At 37.4% G+C, this 24,987-nt stretch carries 26 protein-coding genes; 11 read left to right on the top strand and 15 right to left on the bottom strand.

Annotation, left to right across the window (positions count from 1 at the left end):
• Positions 1 to 19: 19 nt before the first annotated feature.
• From GJU32_RS00130 to GJU32_RS00115, 4 genes are read right to left on the bottom strand one after another with little or no spacing between them, the layout of a single operon-like run.
• Complete coding sequence (locus tag GJU32_RS00130; protein WP_155589941.1) at positions 20 to 1,090, bottom strand: sulfate/molybdate ABC transporter ATP-binding protein; 1,071 nt, start codon at positions 1,088 to 1,090, stop codon at positions 20 to 22.
• Positions 1,091 to 1,105: 15 nt separating this feature from the next.
• The gene (cysW, locus tag GJU32_RS00125) at positions 1,106 to 1,981 is read right to left on the bottom strand and encodes a sulfate ABC transporter permease subunit CysW (protein ID WP_155589940.1); all 876 of its coding nucleotides are present in this window, start codon (positions 1,979 to 1,981) and stop codon (positions 1,106 to 1,108) included.
• Between the two features lie 10 nt (positions 1,982 to 1,991).
• A complete protein-coding gene (gene cysT / locus GJU32_RS00120) occupies positions 1,992 to 2,825 on the bottom strand; it encodes a sulfate ABC transporter permease subunit CysT (protein ID WP_155589939.1) in 834 nt (277 codons plus the stop codon).
• Between the two features lie 11 nt (positions 2,826 to 2,836).
• Entirely contained in the window at positions 2,837 to 3,892 is a 1,056-nt protein-coding gene (locus tag GJU32_RS00115) for a sulfate ABC transporter substrate-binding protein (RefSeq protein WP_155589938.1), read from the bottom strand.
• A gap of 465 nt (positions 3,893 to 4,357) precedes the next feature.
• On the opposite strand from GJU32_RS00115, the gene GJU32_RS00110 reads away from it, so the two are divergent.
• The 4 genes from GJU32_RS00110 (at position 4,358) to cysC (ending at position 7,949) form a co-directional block, all read left to right on the top strand.
• Positions 4,358 to 5,059, top strand: coding sequence for a phosphoadenylyl-sulfate reductase (locus GJU32_RS00110; RefSeq protein ID WP_155589937.1), 702 nt, complete (start codon positions 4,358 to 4,360; stop codon positions 5,057 to 5,059).
• A 12-nt stretch (positions 5,060 to 5,071) separates the two neighbouring features.
• Positions 5,072 to 6,136: an inorganic phosphate transporter gene (locus tag GJU32_RS00105; protein WP_155589936.1), complete on the top strand. Its 1,065-nt coding sequence runs from the start codon at positions 5,072 to 5,074 to the stop codon at positions 6,134 to 6,136.
• 83 nt (positions 6,137 to 6,219) lie between these two features.
• The gene (sat, locus tag GJU32_RS00100; protein WP_155589935.1) at positions 6,220 to 7,359 is read left to right on the top strand and encodes a sulfate adenylyltransferase; all 1,140 of its coding nucleotides are present in this window, start codon (positions 6,220 to 6,222) and stop codon (positions 7,357 to 7,359) included.
• The gene (gene cysC, locus GJU32_RS00095; protein ID WP_155589934.1) at positions 7,356 to 7,949 is read left to right on the top strand and encodes an adenylyl-sulfate kinase; all 594 of its coding nucleotides are present in this window, start codon (positions 7,356 to 7,358) and stop codon (positions 7,947 to 7,949) included. Before sat ends, cysC begins: the two co-directional genes overlap by 4 nt.
• 50 nt (positions 7,950 to 7,999) lie before the next feature.
• Here the strand turns inward: cysC and mnhG are convergent, their stop codons facing one another.
• From mnhG to GJU32_RS00060, 7 genes are read right to left on the bottom strand one after another with little or no spacing between them, the layout of a single operon-like run.
• Positions 8,000 to 8,368, bottom strand: coding sequence for a monovalent cation/H(+) antiporter subunit G (gene mnhG, locus GJU32_RS00090; protein ID WP_155589933.1), 369 nt, complete (start codon positions 8,366 to 8,368; stop codon positions 8,000 to 8,002).
• The gene (locus GJU32_RS00085; RefSeq protein WP_155589932.1) at positions 8,352 to 8,633 is read right to left on the bottom strand and encodes a Na(+)/H(+) antiporter subunit F1; all 282 of its coding nucleotides are present in this window, start codon (positions 8,631 to 8,633) and stop codon (positions 8,352 to 8,354) included. Before GJU32_RS00085 ends, mnhG begins: the two co-directional genes overlap by 17 nt.
• A complete protein-coding gene (locus GJU32_RS00080; protein ID WP_155589931.1) occupies positions 8,630 to 9,109 on the bottom strand; it encodes a Na+/H+ antiporter subunit E in 480 nt (159 codons plus the stop codon). The genes GJU32_RS00085 and GJU32_RS00080 overlap by 4 nt, the downstream gene beginning before the upstream one ends.
• A gap of 4 nt (positions 9,110 to 9,113) precedes the next feature.
• Entirely contained in the window at positions 9,114 to 10,601 is a 1,488-nt protein-coding gene (locus tag GJU32_RS00075; RefSeq protein ID WP_155589930.1) for a Na+/H+ antiporter subunit D, read from the bottom strand.
• Positions 10,594 to 10,935, bottom strand: a complete 342-nt coding sequence (locus tag GJU32_RS00070; protein ID WP_004228379.1) for a Na(+)/H(+) antiporter subunit C — start codon at positions 10,933 to 10,935, stop codon at positions 10,594 to 10,596. Before GJU32_RS00070 ends, GJU32_RS00075 begins: the two co-directional genes overlap by 8 nt.
• Complete coding sequence (locus GJU32_RS00065; protein ID WP_155589929.1) at positions 10,935 to 11,357, bottom strand: Na(+)/H(+) antiporter subunit B; 423 nt, start codon at positions 11,355 to 11,357, stop codon at positions 10,935 to 10,937. Before GJU32_RS00065 ends, GJU32_RS00070 begins: the two co-directional genes overlap by 1 nt.
• Positions 11,344 to 13,755: a Na+/H+ antiporter subunit A gene (locus GJU32_RS00060; RefSeq protein WP_155589928.1), complete on the bottom strand. Its 2,412-nt coding sequence runs from the start codon at positions 13,753 to 13,755 to the stop codon at positions 11,344 to 11,346. Before GJU32_RS00060 ends, GJU32_RS00065 begins: the two co-directional genes overlap by 14 nt.
• A gap of 155 nt (positions 13,756 to 13,910) precedes the next feature.
• On the opposite strand from GJU32_RS00060, the gene GJU32_RS00055 reads away from it, so the two are divergent.
• Positions 13,911 to 14,474 carry a DUF5366 family protein gene (locus GJU32_RS00055; protein WP_155589927.1) on the top strand — a complete coding sequence of 188 codons (564 nt, stop codon included), beginning with the start codon at positions 13,911 to 13,913 and terminating at the stop codon, positions 14,472 to 14,474.
• Positions 14,475 to 14,530: 56 nt separating this feature from the next.
• Here the strand turns inward: GJU32_RS00055 and GJU32_RS00050 are convergent, their stop codons facing one another.
• Positions 14,531 to 16,381 (bottom strand): transglycosylase domain-containing protein, encoded by a 1,851-nt coding sequence (locus GJU32_RS00050; RefSeq protein WP_155589926.1) that lies wholly within the window; start codon positions 16,379 to 16,381, stop codon positions 14,531 to 14,533.
• Positions 16,382 to 16,618: 237 nt separating this feature from the next.
• On the opposite strand from GJU32_RS00050, the gene GJU32_RS00045 reads away from it, so the two are divergent.
• Positions 16,619 to 17,206: a peptidylprolyl isomerase gene (locus GJU32_RS00045; protein WP_155589925.1), complete on the top strand. Its 588-nt coding sequence runs from the start codon at positions 16,619 to 16,621 to the stop codon at positions 17,204 to 17,206.
• A 22-nt stretch (positions 17,207 to 17,228) separates the two neighbouring features.
• On the top strand, positions 17,229 to 17,441 hold the full coding sequence (locus GJU32_RS00040; RefSeq protein ID WP_155589924.1) for a hypothetical protein: 213 nt from the start codon (positions 17,229 to 17,231) through the stop codon (positions 17,439 to 17,441).
• Positions 17,442 to 17,494: 53 nt separating this feature from the next.
• On the opposite strand, the gene GJU32_RS00035 is transcribed toward GJU32_RS00040, so the two are convergent.
• Both GJU32_RS00035 and GJU32_RS00030 read right to left on the bottom strand, forming a co-directional pair.
• Positions 17,495 to 18,913 carry a magnesium transporter CorA family protein gene (locus GJU32_RS00035; RefSeq protein WP_155589923.1) on the bottom strand — a complete coding sequence of 473 codons (1,419 nt, stop codon included), beginning with the start codon at positions 18,911 to 18,913 and terminating at the stop codon, positions 17,495 to 17,497.
• Positions 18,914 to 19,136: 223 nt separating this feature from the next.
• On the bottom strand, positions 19,137 to 20,309 hold the full coding sequence (locus GJU32_RS00030) for a MalY/PatB family protein (RefSeq protein ID WP_155589922.1): 1,173 nt from the start codon (positions 20,307 to 20,309) through the stop codon (positions 19,137 to 19,139).
• A 72-nt stretch (positions 20,310 to 20,381) separates the two neighbouring features.
• On the opposite strand from GJU32_RS00030, the gene GJU32_RS00025 reads away from it, so the two are divergent.
• Positions 20,382 to 20,642, top strand: a complete 261-nt coding sequence (locus GJU32_RS00025) for a DUF1871 family protein (RefSeq protein WP_155589921.1) — start codon at positions 20,382 to 20,384, stop codon at positions 20,640 to 20,642.
• Positions 20,643 to 20,722: 80 nt separating this feature from the next.
• Here GJU32_RS00025 and GJU32_RS00020 read toward each other — a convergent pair whose 3' ends face one another.
• A complete protein-coding gene (locus tag GJU32_RS00020; RefSeq protein ID WP_155589920.1) occupies positions 20,723 to 22,063 on the bottom strand; it encodes a sodium-dependent transporter in 1,341 nt (446 codons plus the stop codon).
• A 201-nt stretch (positions 22,064 to 22,264) separates the two neighbouring features.
• Here GJU32_RS00020 and GJU32_RS00015 point away from each other — a divergent pair, with 201 nt between their 5' ends.
• The 3 genes from GJU32_RS00015 to yugI all read left to right on the top strand — a co-directional run bounded on the left by GJU32_RS00015 (position 22,265) and on the right by yugI (position 24,902).
• Positions 22,265 to 22,813 carry an RNA polymerase sigma factor gene (locus GJU32_RS00015; RefSeq protein WP_155589919.1) on the top strand — a complete coding sequence of 183 codons (549 nt, stop codon included), beginning with the start codon at positions 22,265 to 22,267 and terminating at the stop codon, positions 22,811 to 22,813.
• Entirely contained in the window at positions 22,806 to 24,440 is a 1,635-nt protein-coding gene (locus GJU32_RS00010) for a hypothetical protein (protein WP_155589918.1), read from the top strand. Before GJU32_RS00015 ends, GJU32_RS00010 begins: the two co-directional genes overlap by 8 nt.
• A gap of 84 nt (positions 24,441 to 24,524) precedes the next feature.
• Complete coding sequence (gene yugI / locus GJU32_RS00005; protein WP_155589917.1) at positions 24,525 to 24,902, top strand: S1 domain-containing post-transcriptional regulator GSP13; 378 nt, start codon at positions 24,525 to 24,527, stop codon at positions 24,900 to 24,902.
• The last annotated feature ends 85 nt before the right edge of the window (positions 24,903 to 24,987 follow it).

Genomic DNA, 24,987 nt, shown 5'->3' with positions numbered 1-24,987 from the left:
TTCTCTGCTACATGGTTTTTTAAATGGAGTAATCTTCGGGGATAAACACCTTTAATTGTTTAGGCTTTACAAATACTTGGTCACCCACTTTCAGTTGCAGAAGGTGAAATTGTTCTTTTGATAACTCTGCTTCTAAAAATTCATCAAGATCCTCACGGCGTAATTCAATTTGAACAAGAGGTCCTAGCAAATGGATATGATTAATTTTAACAGGAACCGTACCTAGATTACGCTCTTTCTCAATATGAATGTCATGGGGACGTACATAGCCTATTGCATTGTCATCTGAATGTGTTAGGGCATCAGGTACATCAAGAGCAATTTCACCATGCATGAGCTTACCGTTATGTAAGCGACCTTTAAAGAGATTGACATTGCCTAAAAAGTCATAGACAAATGGACTTTTTGGATTTGTATAGACCTCGTCTGGACTGCCAATTTGCTCGATTTTGCCATTGTTCATTACTACAATACGATCTGCCACATCTAGAGCTTCCTCTTGGTCATGTGTAACAAAAATACTTGTAATATGAAATTCATCGTGTAGTTTTCGTAGCCAACGACGTAATTCTTTGCGTACTTTTGCATCGAGTGCACCGAATGGTTCATCTAATAAAAGAACTTTAGGCTCTACTGCAAGCGCTCTTGCTAGTGCCACACGCTGTCGCTGTCCACCTGAAAGCTGCGTTGGATACCGATCTGAGAAATTTTCAAGTTTCACAAGTCGCAACAATTCCATCACTTTATCTTTGATTTCTTGTTTTGAGGGTCTGCTTTTTCGAGGGCGTACCTTCAATCCATAAGCCACATTATCAAAGACCGTCATATGGCGAAAAAGAGCATAATGTTGAAAGACAAAACCTACATTACGTTCCTTAGGGTGTCTATCAGTTATTGAATGATCATCAAATAAGATGTCGCCAACATCAGTGGTTTCAAGTCCAGCAATCACACGTAATAATGAAGTTTTTCCTGATCCAGAAGGACCTAACAGCGCTACTAATTCCCCAGATTGAATATGGACTGAAATATCTTCCAATGCTTGAAAAGAACCGTATTTTTTAGATACGTTTTTAATTTGTATACTCAAATAGACCATCTCCTTTTAACTAGATTTTGATTTCCATGCAATAATGTCTTTCACAACTAATGTAAAGATGGCCATGACACTCATTAAAGAAGCAACAGCAAAGGCAGCTGAAAATTGGTATTCATTGTAGAGAATTTCAATATGAAGCGGCATCGTATTTGTCATACCTCGAATATGACCAGATACAACAGAGACAGCACCAAATTCGCCAATGGCTCGTGCATTACATAAAATCAAACCATAGAATAATCCCCATTTAATATTGGGTAACGTGACATACCAAAAGGTTTTAAAGCCACTTGCCCCCAATGAAATGGATGCTTCTTCCTCAGACGTACCTTGTGTTTGCATCAGAGGAATTAGCTCACGTGCAACAAAGGGTAGTGTGACAAAAATAGTGGCAAGGACAATACCAGGAAGCGCAAAAACAATTTTGATATCATTTGCGAACAACCAATCACCAAATAGCCCCTGTGAGCCAAACAACAAAATAAATACTAAACCTGCGATAACAGGGGAGACTGCAAAAGGTAAATCAACAATGGTAAGTAATAGATTTTTCCCCTTAAAATTAAACTTTGTGAGCGACCAAGCAGCCATTACGCCAAAGATCGCATTCAGTGGTACGGCAATAACTACGACAATTAAGGTGAGTTTAATAGCAGCTAATGCATCTGGATGGGTAATAGCAGCAAAGTAAACGTCGACTCCTTTTTGAAAGGCTGTAATAAAAATAGTTACTAAAGGTAATACGATAAAGAAAGCTAAGAAAGCTAGGGCAATAAACGTTAACGTATAGCGAATAATACGAGGCTCCTGTAAAGCAGCAGACTTGGTGGCGGCTTTATTTTTCACATTACTAGCCTGCTGAATAGCTGTTGATTGTTCCATATAGTACCTCCTAATGTACAAACCGACGATTGGCTAGCCATTGTATCAAGTTAATGGTTAATAATAAAAGAAAGGACGTGACAAGCATCACTACTGCTATTGCTGTTGCACCTGCATAATCATATTGTTCTAGTTTTGTCATAATAATTAATGGCGTAATTTCCGTTTTCATCGGCATATTTCCTGCTATGAAAACAACAGATCCATATTCACCGAGAGCACGAGCAAAAGCCAATGAAAAGCCAGTTAAAATAGCAGGTAATAGCTCTGGCAAAATGACTCTACGAAAGGTTTGTAAACGATTTGCCCCAAGACTTGCTGAAGCTTCCTCGACTTCAGCGCTAATATTTTGTAATACGGGCTGTACAGTACGTACAACAAACGGTAGCCCGATAAAGGTTAAAGCAATAATGATGCCAAGGGGCGTAAAGGCAATTTTAAAATCAAAAAATTGGCCGATCCAACCATTTGGCGCATAGAGAGATGTTAAAGCAATACCAGCTACAGCAGTAGGTAAGGCAAAGGGTAAATCTACAAGTCCATCAATGATTCGTTTAAAGGGAAATTGATAGCGAACAAGAACCCATGCGATAACTGTTCCGAAAATAACATTGAGTAAGCCAGCAATCAGCGCTGTGCTGAAGCTTATTTTATAAGAAGCAACAGCACGAGGTTCTGTAATGATATCGATAAATGCAGACCAGCTTAAGGACATGGTATGAATAAAAATCATTGAAAGTGGTAGCAACACTAGTAAACTTACGTATAGCATCGTATAACCAAGAGATAAATGAAAGCCTGGAATAATTCGACGCGATTTTTTAGGCATGATTAAACTACTCATCAAAACGCTCCTTATTGTGGTAAGTATATTTCATCAAAGGTACCACCATCTTTAAAATGGGTTGCTTGTGCTTGTGCCCATCCGTCAAAATCATCGATGGAAACAAGTTCAAGCTGAGGGAATTGCTCTTTATATTTCGCTAAAATGGTTTCGTTTCGTGGTCGATAATAATTTTTCGCAGCTATTTCTTGCCCGATCTCACTATACAAATGCTGTAAGTAAGCCTCTGCAACTTCACGTGTACCTTTTTTATCAACGATTTTGTCGACAACAGCAACTGGTGGCTCTGCTAAAATGCTTAACGATGGTGTGATGATTTCAAATTCGTCCTTACCTAATTCATTTAGAGACAAGTAAGCTTCATTTTCCCAAGCGATTAAGACATCTCCAATTTTTCGCTCTACGAATGTCGTTGTAGCACCACGAGCGCCAGAATCTAGTACTTCTACATTGCTATAAAGTGATTTCATAAATTCCTTTATTTTTGTTTCATCATTGTTATATAACTTTCCAGCATAGGCCCAAGCAGCTAAGTAGTTCCAACGTGCACCGCCAGATGTTTTAGGGTTAGGTGTAATGACAGACACATCGTCTTTAGTCAGATCATCCCAATCTTGAATATTTTTTGGATTGCCCTTGCGTACTAAAAAGACAATTGTTGATGTATATGGAGTAGAGTTGTGGTCAAATTCAGTTTGCCAATCTTTATTTAACAGCTCGCGTGTTTGAGCAATTTCATCAATATCGTAAGCTAGTGCAAGTGTTACAACGTCAGCTTCAAGACCATCAATAACGGCTCGCCCTTGTTTTCCAGATCCACCATGCGATTGATTAATTGTGACATCTTGACCCGTTTCATCCTTCCACTTTTTAATAAAATCTTTGTTGAACTCATCGTAAAGCTCACGTGTTGGATCATAAGATACATTTAGTAGCTCTACCGATTTTTTAGCTTCTTGATCACTTGCTTTTTCATCTGAATTAGCACTACTACAGCCTGTTAAACTCAAGGATAATACAGATATAAGTGCCAATGATTGCAGAACAAAGTTCCTCTTTTTTTTCATAATAATTTCGCTCCTTTTCAGCTTAGAAAATGCAAAAGGCCATCGCCCACAATGAACTAATATCATGGGTAGATGGCCTTCAGATCTTCTGATCGGCATTTTATTGTTTGTGTTAAAGCTTTAATAATACATTAAACATATATTTCCTATTAGTCAACAAGGAATTATAAAAAAGATTATTTATTTAGAAAATTAATTTGCATACCCTTATATAAAATCCATCATATGCAACAAGAAACTGAAAAAATGGGTGAAATGAAAAGATAGTTTAAAAAACCTAGTTGACTGCTTGGTGTACTTTAGTATATATTTGGTAATAAGAAGAATGATTGTGGAACGAGGTAGCAAATACTAGTGAACAATCATTAAATACAGAGCTGGCTAGTCAAACTAGAGGCGTTTTAACAAAGACCTGTTTTACTGTGTCTGTTGTTAGAACGCCTTTTTTGCTATGAGGGGGATTCGATGTTAACATACGAAAATTGGCAAGAACCGATCATTGATTTTCAGGTCGATGATCTGTATAAGGCTGCGCTAGAGGTTTTACAGTGGAGCTATCAAGAATATGGGGAGGAAATCGTCTATGCATGTAGCTTCGGCATTGAGGGCATTGTTTTAATTGACCTCATTTCTAAGGTAAAGCCAGACGCTACGATTGTATTTTTAGATACAGATGTCCATTTTAAAGAAACCTATGAAACGATTAATAAAGTCAAAGAAAAATATCCACAACTAAACATTGTCATGAAGAAGCCTGCACTTACACTAGAGCAACAAGCTGCTCAACATGGTGATGAACTATGGAAGTCAAACCCAAATAAATGCTGTGACATTCGCAAGATTAAGCCTTTACATGAAGCTTTGTCAGGTAAAAAGGCTTGGATATCTGGCTTACGTCGAGAACAATCACCAACACGTCAACAGACAAATTTTCTTAATCGTGACGATAAATTTAAGTCGATTAAAATATGTCCACTGATTCATTGGACTTGGAAGGATGTCTGGCGCTATGTTTCCAAGCACGATTTGCCATACAATCCATTGCATGATCAAGGCTATCCAAGTATCGGCTGTGAGCATTGTACAAAGCCAGCGTTTACGATGGATGATTTACGTTCTGGCAGATGGCAAGGGTCTGGTAAAACGGAATGCGGGTTACATGAATAAAGGAGTTAAGCCATGCTTGAATATGTTGCAATAGCGATTAGTTTATTTTTTGCGATGAATATAGGGGCAAGCGGAGCAGCAGCCTCAATGGGTGTCGCTTACGGTGCAGGTGCCATCAACAAAGCGTGGCAAGCATTACTGTTATGTGCAATAGGTGTCTATAGTGGGGCTGTATTAGGCGGAGGAGAAGTTGTCAAAACGATTAGCTCAGGCATTATGCCACAGGAGTATATTACCGTAAAGGTTGTCATTATTATTTTGATTTCTGCGACGAGCTCCTTATTTTTTGCCAATCTATTAGGCATTCCCTTATCAACGAGTGAAGTAACGGTCGGAGCGGTCGTAGGCGTAGGAATTGCTTATAAAGTGCTATTTGTCCACTCTTTGCTTGTTATCATAGCTTTTTGGGTCATTGTACCGCTTGTAGCCTTTGTCATTACCTTTCTATTTGGAAAGTTGTTATATAAATTACAAACTAGAGGGCTCCTAAGAGATCGTCCTATTTTAACAGTTCTTCTCATATTAGCAGGATTTTTTGAAGCCTTTTCAGCAGGTATGAACAATGTAGCTAATGCAGTTGGGCCACTTGTTGGGGCGGGGATGATGGATGTTACTACTGGGATTATACTTGGAGGAGCATTTGTCGCAATAGGCGCCATACTACTTGGTAAACGAGTTCTTGAAACAAATGGTAAAAAAATTGTGCGCTTTCAAAAGGCGGAAGGGATTTTAATTTCAAGTACAGGTGCACTGCTAGTTGGCGTCAGCTCAATTTTTGGGCTACCAGTGCCATTAACACAAGTAACATCTTCATCCATTATTGGAATCGGTATGGCGAAGAATGGGAAACGAATTTTCCATCAACATATTGTGAAAAAAATCATTCGCATTTGGATTGTATCGCCCATCTTTTCGCTAACTATTTCTTACTTTTTAGTGCAGCTGTTTTTAGAAAAGGATCTCTATGCCATTGTTTTGAATGGTAGCATTATTGTTGGAACACTGGGTGTCATTAGCTTAATGCGTACGATGCGTGAAGAAGAACAGTCTATCTATGATGCAGGGGATGGCATTTAAAGCATTTAAATCGTGTCATAGTTCCTATTAATATATTTTGATCATAAAACTTAGTATTTAACTAGATTTAGGAGGAAGTTTATATGAGTTTACAACCACATGGTGGGCATCTTGTGCAAGCATTTAATCCAGAAAAAGACATTACAACGATTCACAAGGAGATTGAGCTGGATATAATTTCTTTGAGTGATTTAGAGTTAATTGCTATAGGGGGCTATAGTCCAATCGAAGGCTTTTTAACACAACTAGACTATGAGTCAGTCGTAGAGAAAAGTCGCTTAGCATCAGGCGTAGTTTGGAGTATTCCTATTACATTACCTGTTACAAAAGAGAGAGCAGCGACCCTACAGCCTGGTGACGAGGTAAAACTAGTCTATGATGATAAAATTTACGGCGTTATTGAAGTAGTCGATATTTATGAGCCGAATAAGCGAAAAGAGGCTTTACTTGTATATGGGACAGAGGATTTAGCACATCCCGGCGTTCAAAAGCTACATGAACGCTCTAATGTTTATGTAGGAGGAAAAATTACATTAATCAAACGTATTGGACAAAAGTTTCCTGCGTATTCATTTGATCCTATTGAAACGCGACAATTATTTGCTGAAAAGGGATGGAAAACAATTGTCGGCTTCCAAACACGTAATCCGGTGCATAGGGCACATGAATATATTCAAAAAGCGGCACTTGAAACGATTGATGGCTTATTTTTAAACCCACTTGTTGGCGAAACAAAATCGGATGATGTTTCGGCTGCTATACGTATGGAGAGCTATGAAGTATTATTGAAAAACTATTATCCTACAAGCCGTGTACAATTAGGTGTCTTTCCAGCTGCAATGCGTTATGCAGGACCAAAGGAAGCTATTTTCCACGCACTAGTAAGGAAAAATTATGGCTGTACACATTTTATCGTAGGTCGTGATCATGCAGGTGTAGGCGATTACTATGGCACGTACGATGCACAAAAAATCTTTGAACAATTCACTGAAGATGAATTAGGAATAGTCCCATTAAAATTCGAGCATAGCTTTTACTGTCAGCAATGTGAGGGCATGGCTACAACAAAAACGTGCCCACACGATGGCTCTGCTCATGTCATTTTATCAGGAACAAAGGTACGTGAAATGCTACGAAATGGTGAAGTTCCACCAAGTACATTCAGCCGTAAAGAAGTAGTAGATGTATTAATTAAGGGCATGCGTAAGGAGGTAGTCAAATGAGTTCAAATATTGTTTGGCACGAAGCCTCCATTACAAAAGAGGAGCGCCGATTACAAAATAAGCATCAAAGCTTTATTTTATGGTTTACTGGCCTATCTGCTTCAGGAAAATCTTCTGTGGCCAATGCTTTTGCCCGTCGATTATTTAAAAGAGGCAATCAAGCCTTCGTGTTAGATGGTGATAATGTGCGTTATGGTCTGAATAAGGATTTAGGATTTGATGAGGCAGGGCGCAAAGAAAATATTCGCCGAATAGGAGAAATTTCAAAGTTATTTATAGAAAGCGGCCAAATTGTATTAACAGCTTTTATATCGCCTTACCGAGAAGATCGGCAAGTTGTACGTGAGCTTGTAGAAGATGGTGAATTTATTGAGGTTTTTGTAAAGTGTTCGGTAGAAACATGTGAAAAACGAGATCCAAAGGGTCTATATAAAAAAGCAAGGAATGCTGAAATTACTAATTTTACAGGGATAAGTGCTCCTTATGAGGAACCAATAAATCCTGAAATTATGTTAAATACAGAACAACATTCTATTGAGGAGTGCGTTGAACAGTTGACTGCTATTTTAACTTCAAAAGGATATATTTAAACGAAAAAATCTGCTCGATTTTCTGGATGATCGAGCAGATTTTTTATATTTTATTTCACATTTTGTTCCTTTTTCATTCTGTCAATTTCAGGACCTAACTCATCACGTACTGTACCTTTCCAAGGCTTTACACCAGCAATATAGGAAGAACGAGTCATAATGTGTCCACCAACAGGGCCAGTGATGAAGAGGAATAATATCCCCAATAATATACGTGGATTGAAATGATCTTCAATCAGCCAAAAGTGAAAGAATACACCAATCAGCACACACATGACACCAAGCGTTGCACTTTTTGAAGCAGCGTGGGCACGCGTATACAAATCTGGTAAGCGGACAAGTCCGATAGCTGTTACTACAATAAAAAGCACCCCAGCAGATATGAAAAAGATCACTAAACTATTAGCGAGAATTGTCACGTTTAATGATGTCTCCTTTCTCTATGAATTTAGAGAAAGCAACTGTACCGATAAACGATAAAATCGCCAGCAATAAAATAATCTCAAGGAAAAAGCTTGTTTCCACTAATATCGAAAATAATCCGATAAGAGAAATAAGTGAAACACCAAGTGAATCTAGCGCTACGACACGGTCAGATGCGGAAGGACCTTTTACCATTCGATAAATGACCGCAATCATCGATAAGCAAATCACTACAATTACAGCCATAATAAACGTTGTCATGATTTACTCACCTCCAAAATCGCTTTCTCAAATGAATCTCGAATCGAAGCAATCGCTTCATCCACATCACTTATATCAATAGCATGTACATACAATGTTTTTGCATCGTCTGATACATGCACTACCACAGTTCCTGGTGTAAGAGTAATAAGACTCGATAATAAAGTGATTTCCCAGTCTTGTGTTAAAACAGTAGGATAAGCAAAGAAAGCAGGCTGCATGTCCAATTTAGGCTTTAACACCACTTTTAGAACCTGAACATTCGCTAATACTAACTCTTTAAAGAACAGCAACGTCAATTTTATAAGGGACCACAAGCGGTAGACATAAAGACGAGACTTGAAAAATCTCCGCATGATGATAAGTGAAACGATCCCCATTAAGAACCCAATGATAAAGCCAGTTGCTGTGTAATTAGAGGATAGGAACATCCATACAAAGGCAAGTACAAAGTTTAAAATAATTTGAAATGCCATCGTGTTAATCCTCCTTCATCACAGCATCTATATAGATAGATGGATCATTTAATAGTTTTGCTGCATCGTCCATGAATGGCGTAATCCATTCCGAACCAACGCCGTATGCTACTGTAATGAGTACTAAAAGGACAGTTGGCATCAACAGCATTTTATAGACGGATTGATCGACAGATCCGTGTGTTTCTTTCTCCTCACCCCAAAAAGCATAGATGAAAATGCGGATAACGGACAATAGAACAAGCAGTGAAGAAGCTAAAATGAAAATACTGCTCCACATACTACCCGCCTCAAAGCCCCCCTGTACAATCAGTAGCTTTCCAACAAATCCGCTAAGTGGTGGAATGCCAGCTAAACCAAAAGCTGCAATTAAATAACACCATCCTAACGCAGGGTATTTCTTCATGAGACCACCCATCTTACGCAAATCAGATGTACCAGTAATATAGATGACAATGCCGATTAGCATAAAGAGCGCGGCCTTTATAAGCATATCGTGAATTAAATAAAACATAGCCCCTTTTAATGCAACCTCGTTCATTTGAGAGACACCAAATAAAATGACACCTACTGCAATGACAATATTATAGATAATAATAAGTTTGACATCAAAATAGGCTAGTGCTCCAATGCACCCAGCAACAATTGTAGCAATGGCTAGTGCCATTAATAAATCATGGGTATAGGATAAATCATGTACAAAGAATAGTGTATAGGTACGTGTAATGGCATATAGGCCAACTTTTGTGAGCAGAGCGCCGAATAGTGTTAAGACTGGGATCGGTGCTGCTGCATACGAAGTAGGAAGCCAAAAGTATAATGGGAAAATAGCTGCTTTTAGTCCAAATACCATTAAAAACAGTACTGCAATAACAGTAATAATACCTGGTTGATTGATTTCAGCTATTTTGACAGCAATATCTGCCATGTTCAATGTACCTACTACAGAATATAAAAAGGCAACGGTAATGACGAATAAGGCCGATGAAATAACATTAATTAAAATATATTTAATAGACCCTTTCAGTTGACCCTTTTCACCACCTAGGACGATAAGTAAATAGGAAGCCATTAACAATACCTCAAAGAACACGAACAAGTTAAAAATATCGCCGGTTGTAAAGGCGCCATTGACCCCTGTTAAAATAAACATAATTCCAGGGTAATAAAAGAATCGTTCGCGTTCCTTTGTAATAGAACCAAAACCATACCAAACAACAAAAAGTGCAATCAGCAATGTCGTAGTGACGAGCAAGGCAGATACCATATCCGATACCATTGTAATACCGTAAGGAACGGGCCAATTCCCGAATGTTACCTTTTGTATACCACCATTTTTTACTTTAAAAAGAAGTGAAAAGGCTGAAATCAAGGCAAGCCCAATTCCAAGTACTGAAAATGATCGTTGATAGGTTAGATTTTTTTGCCCAAACATTAGAATCATACCGAAGAAAAACGGAATGATGATAGGCAGCAGTAGGAAGTTATTCATCCTCATCACTTCCTCTCATTAAGCTAATATCATCTGTGTTAAGCTCCTGATAGGAACGATAGGCAAGTACAAGGAAGAATGCTGTAACCCCAAAGCTAATCACAATAGCTGTTAAAATAAGTGCCTGGGGTAAAGGATCAGCAAACGTTTTAGCTCCTTCGTTTAATACAGGAGGTGCTTCGCCACCAAGGCCACCCATCGTTAATATCAGTAAATGGGCGCCGTGACTTAATAGACCTGTCCCAATGATAATGCGTAATAAACTTTTCGATAAAATTAAATAGACGGCAGCCATAAAGAGAAAGCCGATTACAAAGGCCATAATTATTTCCATTATTCATCCTCCCCAATCGTTTGAATAATGGTCATTGTAACGCCAACAACAACCAAGTAGACACCGCTATCAAAAAGCATAGCCGTGTGTAATGACTGTTTGCCTAGAAGCGGTAAATCGAAATAATCAAAGAAATGAGTGAAAAACGGTTTGCCCACAAACATAGGGAATGCCGCTGTAGCAAGGGCGAGTAGTAAGCCGATAGCTGTTAAATACGTGTAATTGATAGGTAAAATGTGACGAACTGTATTGATATCAAATGCTAAAACTAAGAGCACAATGGCACTTGATGTTAGAAGTCCCCCAACAAAGCCTCCTCCAGGAGTATAGTGACCTGCCATAAAGATATGAATGGAGAAGAAGAAAATAATGAAAAATACAATTTTAGCCGTAAATTGTATTATCACATCATTTGTTTTCATGTGTTTTCTCCTTTCTATTCATACGCAATTTAATCATGGCTAAAATGGCCATGCCAGCAATGCCTAGTACGGTAATTTCAAATAATGTATCGAAACCACGATAGTCTACTAAAATTACGTTTACAATATTTCCACCACCAGCTAATGAGTACACGGTTTCCTCGTAGTACTTAGAAATGGACGGAATCAGTTTCTGTGAATGGGCTGATAGTGCAACCAGTGTCACCATAACACCAACTGCAATCGAAACAATGGCACGATTTAACTGGAATCTCATTCGTTCCTCTCGTTTACCAAGCTTAGGTAGATGGTAGAACGCCAATAAAAATAGTGCTACTGAAATTGTTTCAATAACTAGCTGTGTTAATGCTAAATCAGGTGCATTAAAAATAACAAAGAATAATGCTACTGTATAACCTACAGTACCAAGCCCTATTATGGCCGTTAAACGTGATTTCGCCAGTATAGTGATAGATGTTCCAATTAATAAAACCACGATCAATATAATTTCGTATGGTCTAATTGGTGAAGAGCCTTGTAATGAAAGACTAAAAGCATCCTTCACAAAAAGAGAGCCAATAACAATAATAGCAATTCCACTAAACATATAGAGTAAATAGTGACGCATCGAGCCTGTCATATAGCGTCGAGATATACGGTTTAATCCGACATCGAGTCCCTGCATGATTTTGTCATAACCATTGTTCAATGTTAATGATTGCGGGAATCGTTGGTACATTCCTTGCCATTTTGGTAAGGCTACAAATAACAATACTCCAATGAGGATAATGCCTATAGTCATCAGTAGTTCAGGGGTAATGCCATGCCAAGCATTTACATGAATATCAACATCTTGAGGTGTATCATATAAAAATGGCTGGATCGCTTGAACAGCTGGCTTTACAAAGGTATTGCCGATAAAGTTTGGAACAAAGAAAATAATCACAACTAATGCCGCTAAAAAAATTGGAGAAATTAGCATCCCCATTGGTGCCTCATGTGGTTTATGAGGTAATTGATCTGGCTTGTAATTTCCATTAAATGTTCGGAACACAAAATAAAAACTATAGATAAATGTGAAAATACTAGCCACCCAAGCAACTATAGGGAAAAGTACTCCCCACGTTTCAAAGCCGAATAATTCAAACTTTTGAAGTGCAAGCATAGCTGTCAAAAACATTTCTTTACTTAAGAAGCCATTGAATGGAGGAAGACCCGCCATTGATAAGCTTCCAATTGCTGCCACAGTAAAGCTAATTGGCATAATACTCATTAACCCACCAAGTTTACGAATATCACGAGTCCCTGTTTCATGATCTACAATCCCCGCAATCATGAATAGACTACCTTTAAATGTTGCATGATTGATCAGGTGGAAAATGGCAGCAAACGCCGCAAATTTAATCGTATCGACTGAGTCGTTTGCATGAAAAGCAACAGCACTTGCCCCAAGCAGAGACATAATCAGCCCCAGTTGGCTGACGGTAGAGAATGCAAGAATGCCTTTTAAGTCTGTTTGCTTTACTGCGAAGAAGGAACCCCAGAATAATGTTAAGATACCTACTCCTGTTACAAGCCATACCCAAAGCTCAGAGGCAGCAAAAATAGGTGTAAAGCGTGCAACTAAATAGATACCTGCTTTTACCATTGTTGCGGAATGTAAGTATGCACTTACTGGTGTTGGTGCTTCCATTGCATCGGGTAGCCAAATATAGAATGGAAATTGTGCGGATTTTGTAAATGCTCCTAAGAGTAATAAAACGAGCGACCAGGTGAATAAAGGCTGATCTACTAAATTGGGTGCTATAGCAATGAGTTCTCGGATTGAATAGGTTCCTCCCATTAAGTAAAGAAGAACGAACCCACCTAGCATCATTAAACCGCCACCAACTGTAATCATCATGGACTTTAGTGCACCAAAGCGCGAAGCATCCCGGTTATACCAATACCCAATGAGTAAAAATGAAGAAATAGATGTTAGTTCCCAAAAGAAATATAAAGTAATTAAATGATCTGACTGTACTACCCCCAGCATAGCTGACATAAATAATAGTAAGTAAACATAAAAATTATGTAATTTTTCTTTATGTTTATCTAGGTAAAAAATGGAGTAAAGTACAACCAACGAGCCAATTCCAGTAATCAGTAGCGAGAATAATAAGCTCAGACCATCTAAATAGGAGACGATGGAAATGTCGAGCGATGGAATCCAAGGAAGCTCTGCAGTAAATACTTCACCCTTGGCTACTTGAGCAATATATGTTGCATAGATAACCGCAAGAGTAGCAGGTACAGCAAGAACAAACCAGCCTGTGTGAATATTTTTCATGCGTCTATATAAAAATGGCACAAATATTGCAGCAAGCATTGGAATGAAAATATAAAGTACTTGTAACAAAAAAACCCTCCTTTATGCAGGTAAGTAAACCAATTATAACGTACTTTTATTGGGAATGCATATGGACCAATGGGATTTGGCTTGCGGTAGTGGAAGAATTTTCGTTATATTATAAATAGGAAGTTATCAATAAAAATAGAGGAAAAAAATTTTTTATGAGGAATCCGTATATCTATGGTTATTTACCATTAATTACAATTTTATTGTTTAGTTTGACATTTGGCATGTATGCTGTTGGAGAATCTTTACAGATTTTTCAAGCAGTTGGCGTTTATTCAGGTATGCGAGAATTTTTATCTGATTTTGAATTACGTGTATTTTTACTCATTGTTTTTGCCATTGTTTTTTTTATGCTTTTTTCTGCACTCAAACTAGTAGGAGAAACCATTCATGAGTTAGGAATGCTGTTTTTTTCAAAAGATAACGATGGAGCAACCGTTAGTCAAGCTAGGGGCGGTTACATTATCTTATTTGTCGGTGCCATGTGTTCAGCATTTGCGATCCAATTTATTTATGTTTTAATAGGTGTTTTTGTCATAACCGTGTTTACTTATTTTATCTATCTCATATATAAAATGAGTCACTTTATGTCAATGGGTAGCACAATTGGTCTATTAATATTTGAGCTTTTTATGTGGACTATTCTTTTAACACTCGTTGTCTATGTTGTATTGAAGCTATATAATGGCATTTTGGCAAGCTTACCGTTTGCCAATTAGATACATACTAGTAAAAAGGTAGCAGTCATTGGCGACTGCTACCTTTTTGTTATCCATTACTCAAGCAAAACATTAAACAATTGATGATGAATTTTGTATTCTTCTAATTTTTGCATGGATTGAGGTTTATCGTAACCAAGCCATACAGCGGCAGTATAATCATCATTAAGCCCGGCGAGCCAGTAGTCTCGATAGTCATTGGTTGTACCTGTTTTTGCTCCTATATAGTCGCTATTACTGTAAACCCCTTGTCCTGTTCCATTTGCCACTACATCGGCAAGAAGTTCACGCATATATTTCACAGTTTTAGGAGACCAGATTTGATCACGTTGTGTATCCCAACTATAAAGCTCTGTCCCATCTAAAGCAGTTACTTTACGAATACTATGTGCGAGAACGTAAGATCCATCAATAAAACTTGTGTAGGCATCTGCTAACTCTAATGCTGTCACACCATAAGTTAATCCGCCTAATGAAGCCGAATAATTATGATCTTTTTCTTCAATAGAGCGGAAATGAAAGCGATTCAGATAATTGAATGCTGTTTCAACTCCGACTGTTTGAAAGAGACGCAGTGCAGATGTATTATAGCTGTGTCGAAATGCTGTACGAATAGACACATCACCATACGTATAGCCTCCATAGTTTTGCGGGCAAAACGAGCCAACACAATAATTACCACCATTGACAATAGAATCGGGTGTATGTGATGTTGTTTCGAAGAACGGTGCATAGACTGCCAGTGGCTTAAAGGCTGATCCCGGCTGACGTGTTCCTTGGAACGCACGATGATAATCAAATTTTTCATAGTTTTTTCCTGCATACAGACTGACAATTTCTCTAGATTGGTTGTGAATGACAGCACCTGCTGCTTGCAATTGATCTGTACCTAGAATAGCGGACATTTTATCCTCATCATGTTGCTGTTTATTTGGATCAAGCGCAGTATAAATAATGAGACCATTTTGAAATAATGTATCGAGTCGATTATCTAATTGTGCTCTAATTTTTTTCTGTTCTTCCTCACTAGCCGTATTGCTCAGTCGATCCGCATAACCTTCTTTTTCAGCAACTAACCATTTTAGCTCTTGAAGAACATAAGTGCTATACATCGGATAACTTTGAATTTTATCTTTAACATTTAATGTAATCGCTTCAGCTTTATAGGTTGTTGCATCTTCCTTGGATATGGCGTCATGTGCTGCGAGTGTATCTAGCAAACGCTCCTGCCTCGCCTTAGTTTGATCGAAATTTTTTAAAGGATTATAAAGCGAGGGGTTATTTGGAATAGCAGCAATAAACGCTATCTCAGCAATGGATAATTCTTGGAGTGGCTTTTGAAAATAAAAGGTGGCTGCTCCGCCAATTCCATAAACTTGATTGCTAAAATAGGATTCATTAAGGTACATGGTTAAAATGGTTTCTTTGTCAAATTCTTTTTCTAATTCGTACGCATAAAAAAGCTCTGTTAATTTCCGTTCATATGTTTTTTCATCAGATAAATACCGCATCCGAACGAGTTGCTGTGTGATCGTACTGCCGCCTTGAGAGGTTGTGTTGGTATTCGAATTGGCTACAACCGCACGAATGATAGCACTTAAATCAAAGCCTATGTGTTCGTAAAAATCAGCGTCCTCACTTGTAATGAATATTTCCTGGGCAATTTGTGGAATTTCTTGTAAGGTTAGTGGCTGCCGCCATTCGACATATTCCTCACTAAATGTTTGCCCATTTTGATCAATAAGGGTGACAGGCAGCTGGGTTTGCACCTCGGGTAAATGGATAGCACTAGTGATTTGTTCTTCATGTGCTTGTGCTATATTGATTTCTATCCTAATGTTTGTACTAATCCACCACAGAGCAGGTAGGGATAGAAGTATAATAAAAAAACCAAAAGCCTTTTTCATATGTGCCTCCACTCTTTCTATAAATCCTTCATCAGAATAACATATTTTGGATGGATTCCAAATACTCGGTCGGACCTATTTCCTTGCTTTTGAGCATGATTGTTAAAAGTGCAAAAATCGTCAATACTTTGATGAAGAAAACCAATAGGAAGTATGTTAGACTAAAATGAGGTCAGAATGGATGCACTGTCATCTTTTTCATTGAAACTGAAATTTACCATTAAAGGAGAGACTTCAATGTTTCCACAATTAACAACAGACGTACAAGCAGGCGAAGTGCTTGTAGAAATGAACACAACATTAGGTGCCATCAAAATTAAATTGTTCCCAGAGCACGCACCAAAAACGGTTGAGAACTTTTTAGGTCATGCTAAATCAGGTTACTATAACGGCATCGTTTTCCACCGTGTTATTCAAGACTTTATGATTCAAGGTGGAGACCCAACTGGTACTGGTATGGGTGGAGAATCTATTTGGGGTAATTCTTTTGAAGATGAGTTCTCAGATAAATTATTTAACCTACGTGGAGCGCTTTCAATGGCGAATGCAGGTCCAAACACAAACGGTTCTCAATTCTTTGTTGTACAAATGAAGCACCTTCCAAGTGATATGCTTCGTCAATTACAAGGAGCTGGCTTCCCAGAAGAGATCATCGAAGCTTACGCTCAAAACGGTGGTACACCTTGGTTAGACCATAAACATACAGTATTCGGCCATGTTGTAGAAGGTATGGACATTGTAGATAAAATTGCAGATGTAGAAAAAGATGGCCGTGATAAGCCATTAGAAGATGTGAAAATTGAGTCAATTACAGTCTTTGAATAATAATTATAAGGACGTGTAGCGTATGCAAAACTTAATGTACCAATTTTTATATTTCCCTGAAGATAAATCAGGCTATGTCCCAGCGGCTTTTGAATTTTTAATCATGCTTATTCTATGTATTATCGTGTTTATGCTTTTCAAAAAAATTTCTAAGAAACAAGAAATGAAATCAAAAGAAATCGAAGCACGTATTCTAGCAGAGAAGAAAAATACAAACAACCAACAAAATATATAATGAAAAAGAATCTGCCTCCTCCTTACATTTTGAGGAAGCAGATTCTTTTATTGTTAAGTTCTTTTATTACGACGAACAATATTTTGAAGCGATTTGATTGCGCTGAAACAAACAAGCACAACCGACAAGCCGATCCCACACATAGCGGTAATAAAGGCAACCCATTCGAATAGGGTATAGCTCCAAATACCATCGAAATTACTGCTATCTTTCCAACCATCAATGACTAAGTTCATACCATAAATACCAGATACAACAGTAAATACAGTTAAAATAAACAGTAAATTATTACTTCGATTATCTGATTGATCCTCTTGTATTCGATATAAACTGTCCAACGTTGCTTTCGTTTCTATATAATGCTCATTTATACGAAAAAGCTTTCGTAGCATTTGGGAAATTTCTCTGCCTTCCGTCCGAACAATGACCTCCTCAAAATAATAGCGAGCAGAAAATTTTGTAATCAACTCAATTAATTCATTAACTACTAGCTTATCCTTGCCCCACTTAATTTCACTATATTCATAGGAAAGCTTTAAGAGCATCATTTTGTAAAAATAATGAATGAAAAGATTATAATAGTGAGTACCCATAAATTCTTGGATGCTATGTGTACAATTTTCTAATGGTAGATTCGTCAGCGTCATTTGTGCTTGTGCCGAAGTGATAATATAACTATTTGGTGCCCATCGTGTATGTGCATGTTCTTGTACATAGTTAGAAATATACGAAAAGTTAGTGCTGGACATAAAGGGTTTGCCATCAGGTGCCCTGCCATCTACTTGCCCTAATCGAAATAAATGTTCTGGTAAGATTTCTTCTTCCTCACTAATTAAATAAGCAGAAGAAAACATGCGCTCATCTTCCAAAAAAGGTAAGCCTTCATAGCTAAGTTCTTGTTGATGCAGTAGAAAAGGCCGTAAATAGGAAATGAAATGGCTAAATAATAGTTCACTTGTTGAAGAATAACTGCCAAATGAAAAATGATGACTTGCTCCTTTTTCCTCGCGTAGTTTTGCCTCTAACACTCTAAAATAGTGAATAAAATTTAAAATATCACTAATGTCATGTTGCATATCAGTAATGCTTGTTCGTACCGTCACGATACCATTTCCGAAAGGGCATAGTGTCACATCAATACTCATAACTTCATAATTGATACGCCTTTCTCGATGATGTAAGGAGCCTTGCGTATAGAATGCCTTCGAAAAACGAATAAAGTCAGGGCTATTCCTGTCGTTTGGAAATAATTTATCCTCTAGAAAGGGATAGAAAAATTGGGCAAGCTCCTCATGTATAATCGTTATGTCTCCGTAAAAGGCATTTTCAAGAGTAGTGTTATTCAAGGTGAAAAAAGAAAAACCTTCCTTTAATAGAACATCATAAATTTTTTGACGATTTTTCGTGGAATAGGCGAAGGGAAATAGGAATGTCATATACGCACGCTTAATCGCTAATGGAGCTAAGTCCATAGAAAACACCTCTTTTACATCCAATTGATAAGAAACTTTTCCACAAAACAATAGTTTTAAACATACAAAAGGTATTTCTTTAAGTTGAGCTATCCTTTCACAATATAGAAAACACATTTTTTTCTATTACGGGCGGATGCGATTGATAGCTGAATACACAAAAAAGAAGAAAAATGACAAAAGGAATCGAGAGTAAGCTTCTCAATTCCTTTCTTTCCTTTGTTTATTGTTCAAAAACTTTTTTAAAGCGTTTTACACCGTCTTGTACGGTCTCAAATGAGCAAGCCACATTCATACGTAGGAAGCCTCTACCTTCTTCACCGTATTTTGTCCCTGGCTCTAATGCAAGCTTGCCATTTTCTAATAAGCGATTCATGATGTCATTTTCTTCAAGCTCTAGCTCTCGATAATCAATCCATAGTAAATAAGTGGATTGTGGTTTCAGAACACGAATGCCTTGAATTTGCTCTAACTCAGCCTTCACATAATCCATATTTGCAGAAATATAAGGAAGTAATTCATCTAACCAAGGAGAGCCCTCTGTATAAGCAGCATGAAGCGCTACAGATGCAAACGTATTTAATGATCCTTGCCCACTTGCCATATTAATTGCCTCTAGCTGTAGACGTTTTTTCTTATCTGCCACGATCATATAAGAAACGTGGATTCCTGCTAAGTTAAATGTTTTTGTAGGAGCCATGCACGTTACAATACGATTGATTTCATCACCTGCAACTTTTGCTAAAGGAATATGCTTTTCTCCATTTAACATTAAATCACCATGGATTTCATCGGAAATAATGATAACATCGTATTTAGCACAAAGTCGTACAATTTCTTTTAAAGTAGCTTCATCCCATACATAGCCTCCTGGATTGTGAGGGTTACATAATATGTAGGCTTTCACATTTTGAGCTAATGCCTGTTCAAAGGCTTCAAAATCATAGACAAATACATCATCTTTTTCTACTAACGGGCAGCTTACAACTTCACGACCATTACTTTTTGGTATGTTAAAGAATGGTGGGTAGACTGGTGGTGAAATGAGTACTTTGTCTCCGGGATTAGTTAGTGCTACAATGCTATTTGCTAAAGCAGCTACAACACCATTGCAAAATAGGATAGATTCTTTATCAATTTGCCAGTCATGGCGAGTATTTTGCCAGTCTACTATTGACTGGATCGCTTCTTCGCTCATAAAGCTATAGCCAAAAACAGTGTTTTCAGCATGTTTCTGTAATGCTTTTGAAACGGCCATAGGAGCAGCGAAATCCATATCGGCTACCCACATTGGCAAGATATCTGACGCATTGTTTAGCCCATAAACACTTTCCATTGCGTCCCATTTTACGGAATTTGTACAACGACGTTCAATAGTTTGATCAAAAATAGACAAGCAAATCACTCTTTTCTTTTTTATTTACTATGGTATCATACGAGTATGATCAAAGGATAATAGGTGAGTATTTTGGAAAATATTAAAATGAATCAAGCAGCTGTACATCTGCTAGAGGAGTGGGATCCATTCCACTTAGGTCCAGACCATTATGATACGGAGACAGCAGATGTAGTAGCAGCATTGCAAGGGATTGATGATCCATCAAAACTTGCAAAAGTTATTCAAGAAACATACGAGCATTCGTTTGAACAATGGATACCATTTGAAGATTGTGTAGCCATATCTTACAAACTAATTGCTATTAAATTTGAAGCAAAATGTATTATTTAAAATATTTTGCATATTTCTTATAAAAAAAGGGGTTTGTCATTCGACAACCTCTTTTTTAATTGAATGTTTGAGGTTAGTACTTATTTAAATAAAGGTAAAATCCCCTGAATGAAAATAATTAAAATGGCGATAGGGGAGACGTAGCGAATTAGAACGTACCAAATAGTAAACATTAAGCTGGATGCGGCCAATTCCTTACGTGAAATATCCTTTGTATAATAATAACCTGCAAAAATAGAAATTAGGAAGGCTCCTATAGGCATCCCAATACTGTTGGTTAGAAAATCAACAAAATCAAAAATGGAGCGGTTTAAAATTTTTACATCTGATAATATACCAAACGACAGCGCACTTGGAATACCGAAGATAAAAATGATGATTCCACCTATCCACGCAATCTTTTTCCGCTTTTCTGGTTTGTCTCCAATTGCAATTGCTACTACAATTTCTAACATAGAAATGGAAGAAGTGACTGTAGCAAATAGTAACAGGATGAAAAAGATGGTTAAGAATAGACCACCAAGAGGTAACTGTTCAAATACAGCTGGCAAAATAATGAATACTAAGCCAGGTCCTTGATCAGGTGTATAGCCAAGAGCAAACACAGCAGGGAAAATAACAAGACCTGCAAGTAAAGAGATGATAATATTCATGGATGCTACATTGATAGCTGAGTTACCAATCTTCTCAGTTTTAGATAAATAAGAAGCATACGTAATCATAACAGCAATACCTACACTTAATGAGAAAAATGCTTGCCCCAAAGCCATTAAAAATGTTTCAGCGTTAAAGTAAGACCAATCAGGTACAAACATAAATTTAACGCCTTCCATTGCCCCATCTAAAGTTAATGAACGTATAACTAACACAATGAAGAAAATGAAGAGTAGAGGCATCATCCACGTACTAGCTTTTTCAATACCACCCTTAATACCAGCTGATACGATTACTACTGTCAATAGCATAAATAGCCCCTGTACAAGAACTGCCTCAAATGGACTCGCAATAATACTGCTAAATAAATCTGCATAGTTAATCTCAGAACTAGCATTCGTTAGCTTAAATGTAATGGCACGACTCAAGTAGCTTAAAATCCATCCGCCAACAACGCTATAGAATGATAAGATAAGGCCTGCAATAACCATACCGCCCCAACCAATCAAATACCAAGGCTTTCCTGGTGCTTGTTCTTTAAATGATGTTACAGCATCCTTTTGTCCTCGACGACCAATCATAAACTCAGCAATAAGTACTGGTAAGCCAATAAAGAATGTACACAAAATAAATAATAAAATAAAAACACTACCGCCATTTGTACCTGCCATATAAGGGAACTTCCAAATAGCCCCTAGCCCAATGGCACTTCCTGCAGCAGCTAAAATAAACCCTATTTTAGTTGTAAATTGATCTCTCGATGACACGAAAATAAATCCTCCTTATACTAAAGATTTATTTTACCTCAATATTCTCATAACACAAGCAAATATCAGAAAATTGATGATAGATATGCTACTTTGAAAGCCATAAAATTATAGAATGATTACATATAAGGAAAGACATCTATATTATGTAACAATTAGGTAGATTGTTTCGTTCCATTAACAAAAAAAGGGGGGGTAGCTTTGACGGAGGTTGAATTAATAGCAAGGGCACAGCAAGGAGATAAAGAGGCCTATATCGAGCTTATTCGTATTCATCAGCGAACTGTTGAAAAGTTTGCCTTTCAATGTGGTGTACATAGTAATGATTTAGCTGATGTTTCACAGGAGGTATTTGTCAAACTGTATCGCTTTTTACATCAATTTAAACAGGATCGATTTACAACGTGGCTCTATAAAATCACATTAAATGCTACACGTGATTATTATCGTAAGGAACAGCGACAGCAGGCAAAAGAGGACAAACTACATGCCCAACAGCAAAAGACCTATTCATCTGCAGAAGAGGATGTTCTTTTGTTCGAAGAGGACAGGCATCTACACAGTGCGATTCAGGCTCTTGATGAAAAATACCGTTATCCTCTCGTGTTGTATTATTTCCACGAATTAAAATACGAAGAAATCGCAGAGGTCCTAACTATTTCATTATCAACGGTTAAGGTGCGATTATTGCGTGCGAAAGAAAAGCTAAAGGCAGCATTAGTGCAAGAGGGGAGTGTTGAGAATGGATGATAAGCAATTTGATCAACGCATGGCTTTATTGAAAAAATCCTATGAACGAATGGAATCGCAGCTAGATCCCAGTCGTGTTCTTCAACAGATTGAAGAAGAGGATAATGTAAGAGAGTCTCTAAAAAGCGTCAATCCTGTTCGAAAGCCTTCTGCAAAATGGCAAAAATCGGCTGTATGGATCGCTAGCATTGCCAGTGTGCTTTTGGTAGGTATTTTAATTTCGTCTTATATGTATCCTTCAGCATTCGTTCATTCAGATGAAGAAAAGATAGAAGGCAGCTATGATGATTGGTTTTCTAGATTTCAAAAGAAATATCAAGAGAAACGTGAAAAAACACGCCTTGAGCTCAACATACCTGAGGAAAACTTTAAGAAACTAACATTTGTTAAATCCGCTGATTATAAATACAATGATAAAGCTAAAAATAAAAAAATAGTTCTAAATAAAATGACTTATGATCCAAAATATTTAACACAGTTAGAACAAGAAATACTAGACAGTTTGCAAACACCTCGAGAACTGATAGAGCAAATTGAAACGCATGAAAAACCGATGTCTTTTGACGAGTCTAGATATTTCTTTAGCATATATTACTACACAACGAAAGATATTTTGCAATATTATACAAATGAACTTTCCCATTTTAATACGGTACTTTCACAAGAAAAGAAAGATTATCCTAAAGAACTAAAACAATTGATTGCAACGACCAAAAAACAATATTTCGAGTTGTCTCATGATGGGAATATTTATAGTTTTAAAACAAATCCTATATTTATGAAGGATGCACCAGCCTCTATTGACCGTCTTCATCCTGATATCTTAGGCTTCTATAAATATTTGGCTACTGGTTCTTTATTAAAAGGTGAGGATTTACGATTTTCTGTAGAAGAATCTGCTCGTATTTTAAAATTATACGAAAGAACATTAATAAATAATCTATCAACATCAGGACTTGATTTCCAATTCCACAATTTAAAGAAAGAGTTTGAAAATGGGTGGTTTGTACTATTAAAAGGGATTGATGACAAAAGTAGATATTCACCCGAGCATATAAAGCTATTAAATGATACGGCAAATGGGAAGTATGGGGAATCGATGCGCTTGACTGCACAATTCATCCTCGAAGAATTTAAGGGAAAAGGAACATCCAAAACAATAGACAATCTGACAAGACAGGATATTGGGTTGGATCTTTCATATTTGAGTAACGAAGTCTATATGGAATCAGAAGATGGTTCGACAAGCTTACAAATTGATTACCGGTGGATTATTCAAACCGAAGGTCTATATAATGCATATATATCAAGCAAAGATGATACCATCCTAGATTCATTAAACCCAATGAACGTTGTAAGTCTATTCTTATATGCACAAGGAAAAGGTGATCAAGAAACAGCTAAACGGTTATTATCTCAGGATGTAGATTTGAGTAAAGTGGTTCAATTTGATGGTATGGAACATTTTACAATTCTTTATGCAACAGATACCTCTCAAACAACTATAAAAGCTGGTGTTAAGTCAGAATCAACTCAAATGATTGGTCAGCATTTAACCTTCCAGTTAGGTACAGTGGCTACAGGGAAAGGTGAAAAACGTTGCATCATAACAGCCATTTCCGAGTAAGGAGATTTTTTGCCCCGTTTTTACACGTATGTTATAATTTAACCGATAAATACGTAGCAAACAAATAGAAAGTGGGCAAAGGTTATGGTGAAAAAATATGAATTAGGAGACGTGTTGACCGGAAAAGTTACAGGTATTCAACCATACGGTGCATTTGTTGCGCTAGATGACAATACGCAAGGCCTTGTGCATATTTCGGAAATAACATACGGCTTTGTAAAGGATGTTAGTGAATTTTTAGTTGTTGGGCAAGAAGTAGAAGTAAAGATTCTCGAAATCGATGAAGAGGCCGAAAAAATTAGTTTATCGATGAGAGCGCTACAAGATCGCCCTGCAACAGTACGAAAAAAAGATGCACCACCCCGTAAATCATTGCAGGACCGTGTAGATGAATCGGATGCAAATGGTTTTAACTCTTTAAAAGATAAGTTACAGGACTGGATTGAACAATCAGGACAATAATAAAAGAGGATGCTTTCGAAAGAAGGTATCTGGACTTACCCCTGTTAAGTAGACAACACTAAAAAACACTACGCAGCCATCTGGT

Source organism: Lysinibacillus cavernae (assembly GCF_009724685.1).
In the GTDB taxonomy this organism is placed as follows: Bacteria; Bacillota; Bacilli; order Bacillales_A; family Planococcaceae; genus Lysinibacillus; species Lysinibacillus cavernae.
The sequence above is the reverse complement of the archived record's forward strand: the minus strand, read 5'-3'. Positions and strand labels throughout refer to the sequence as shown.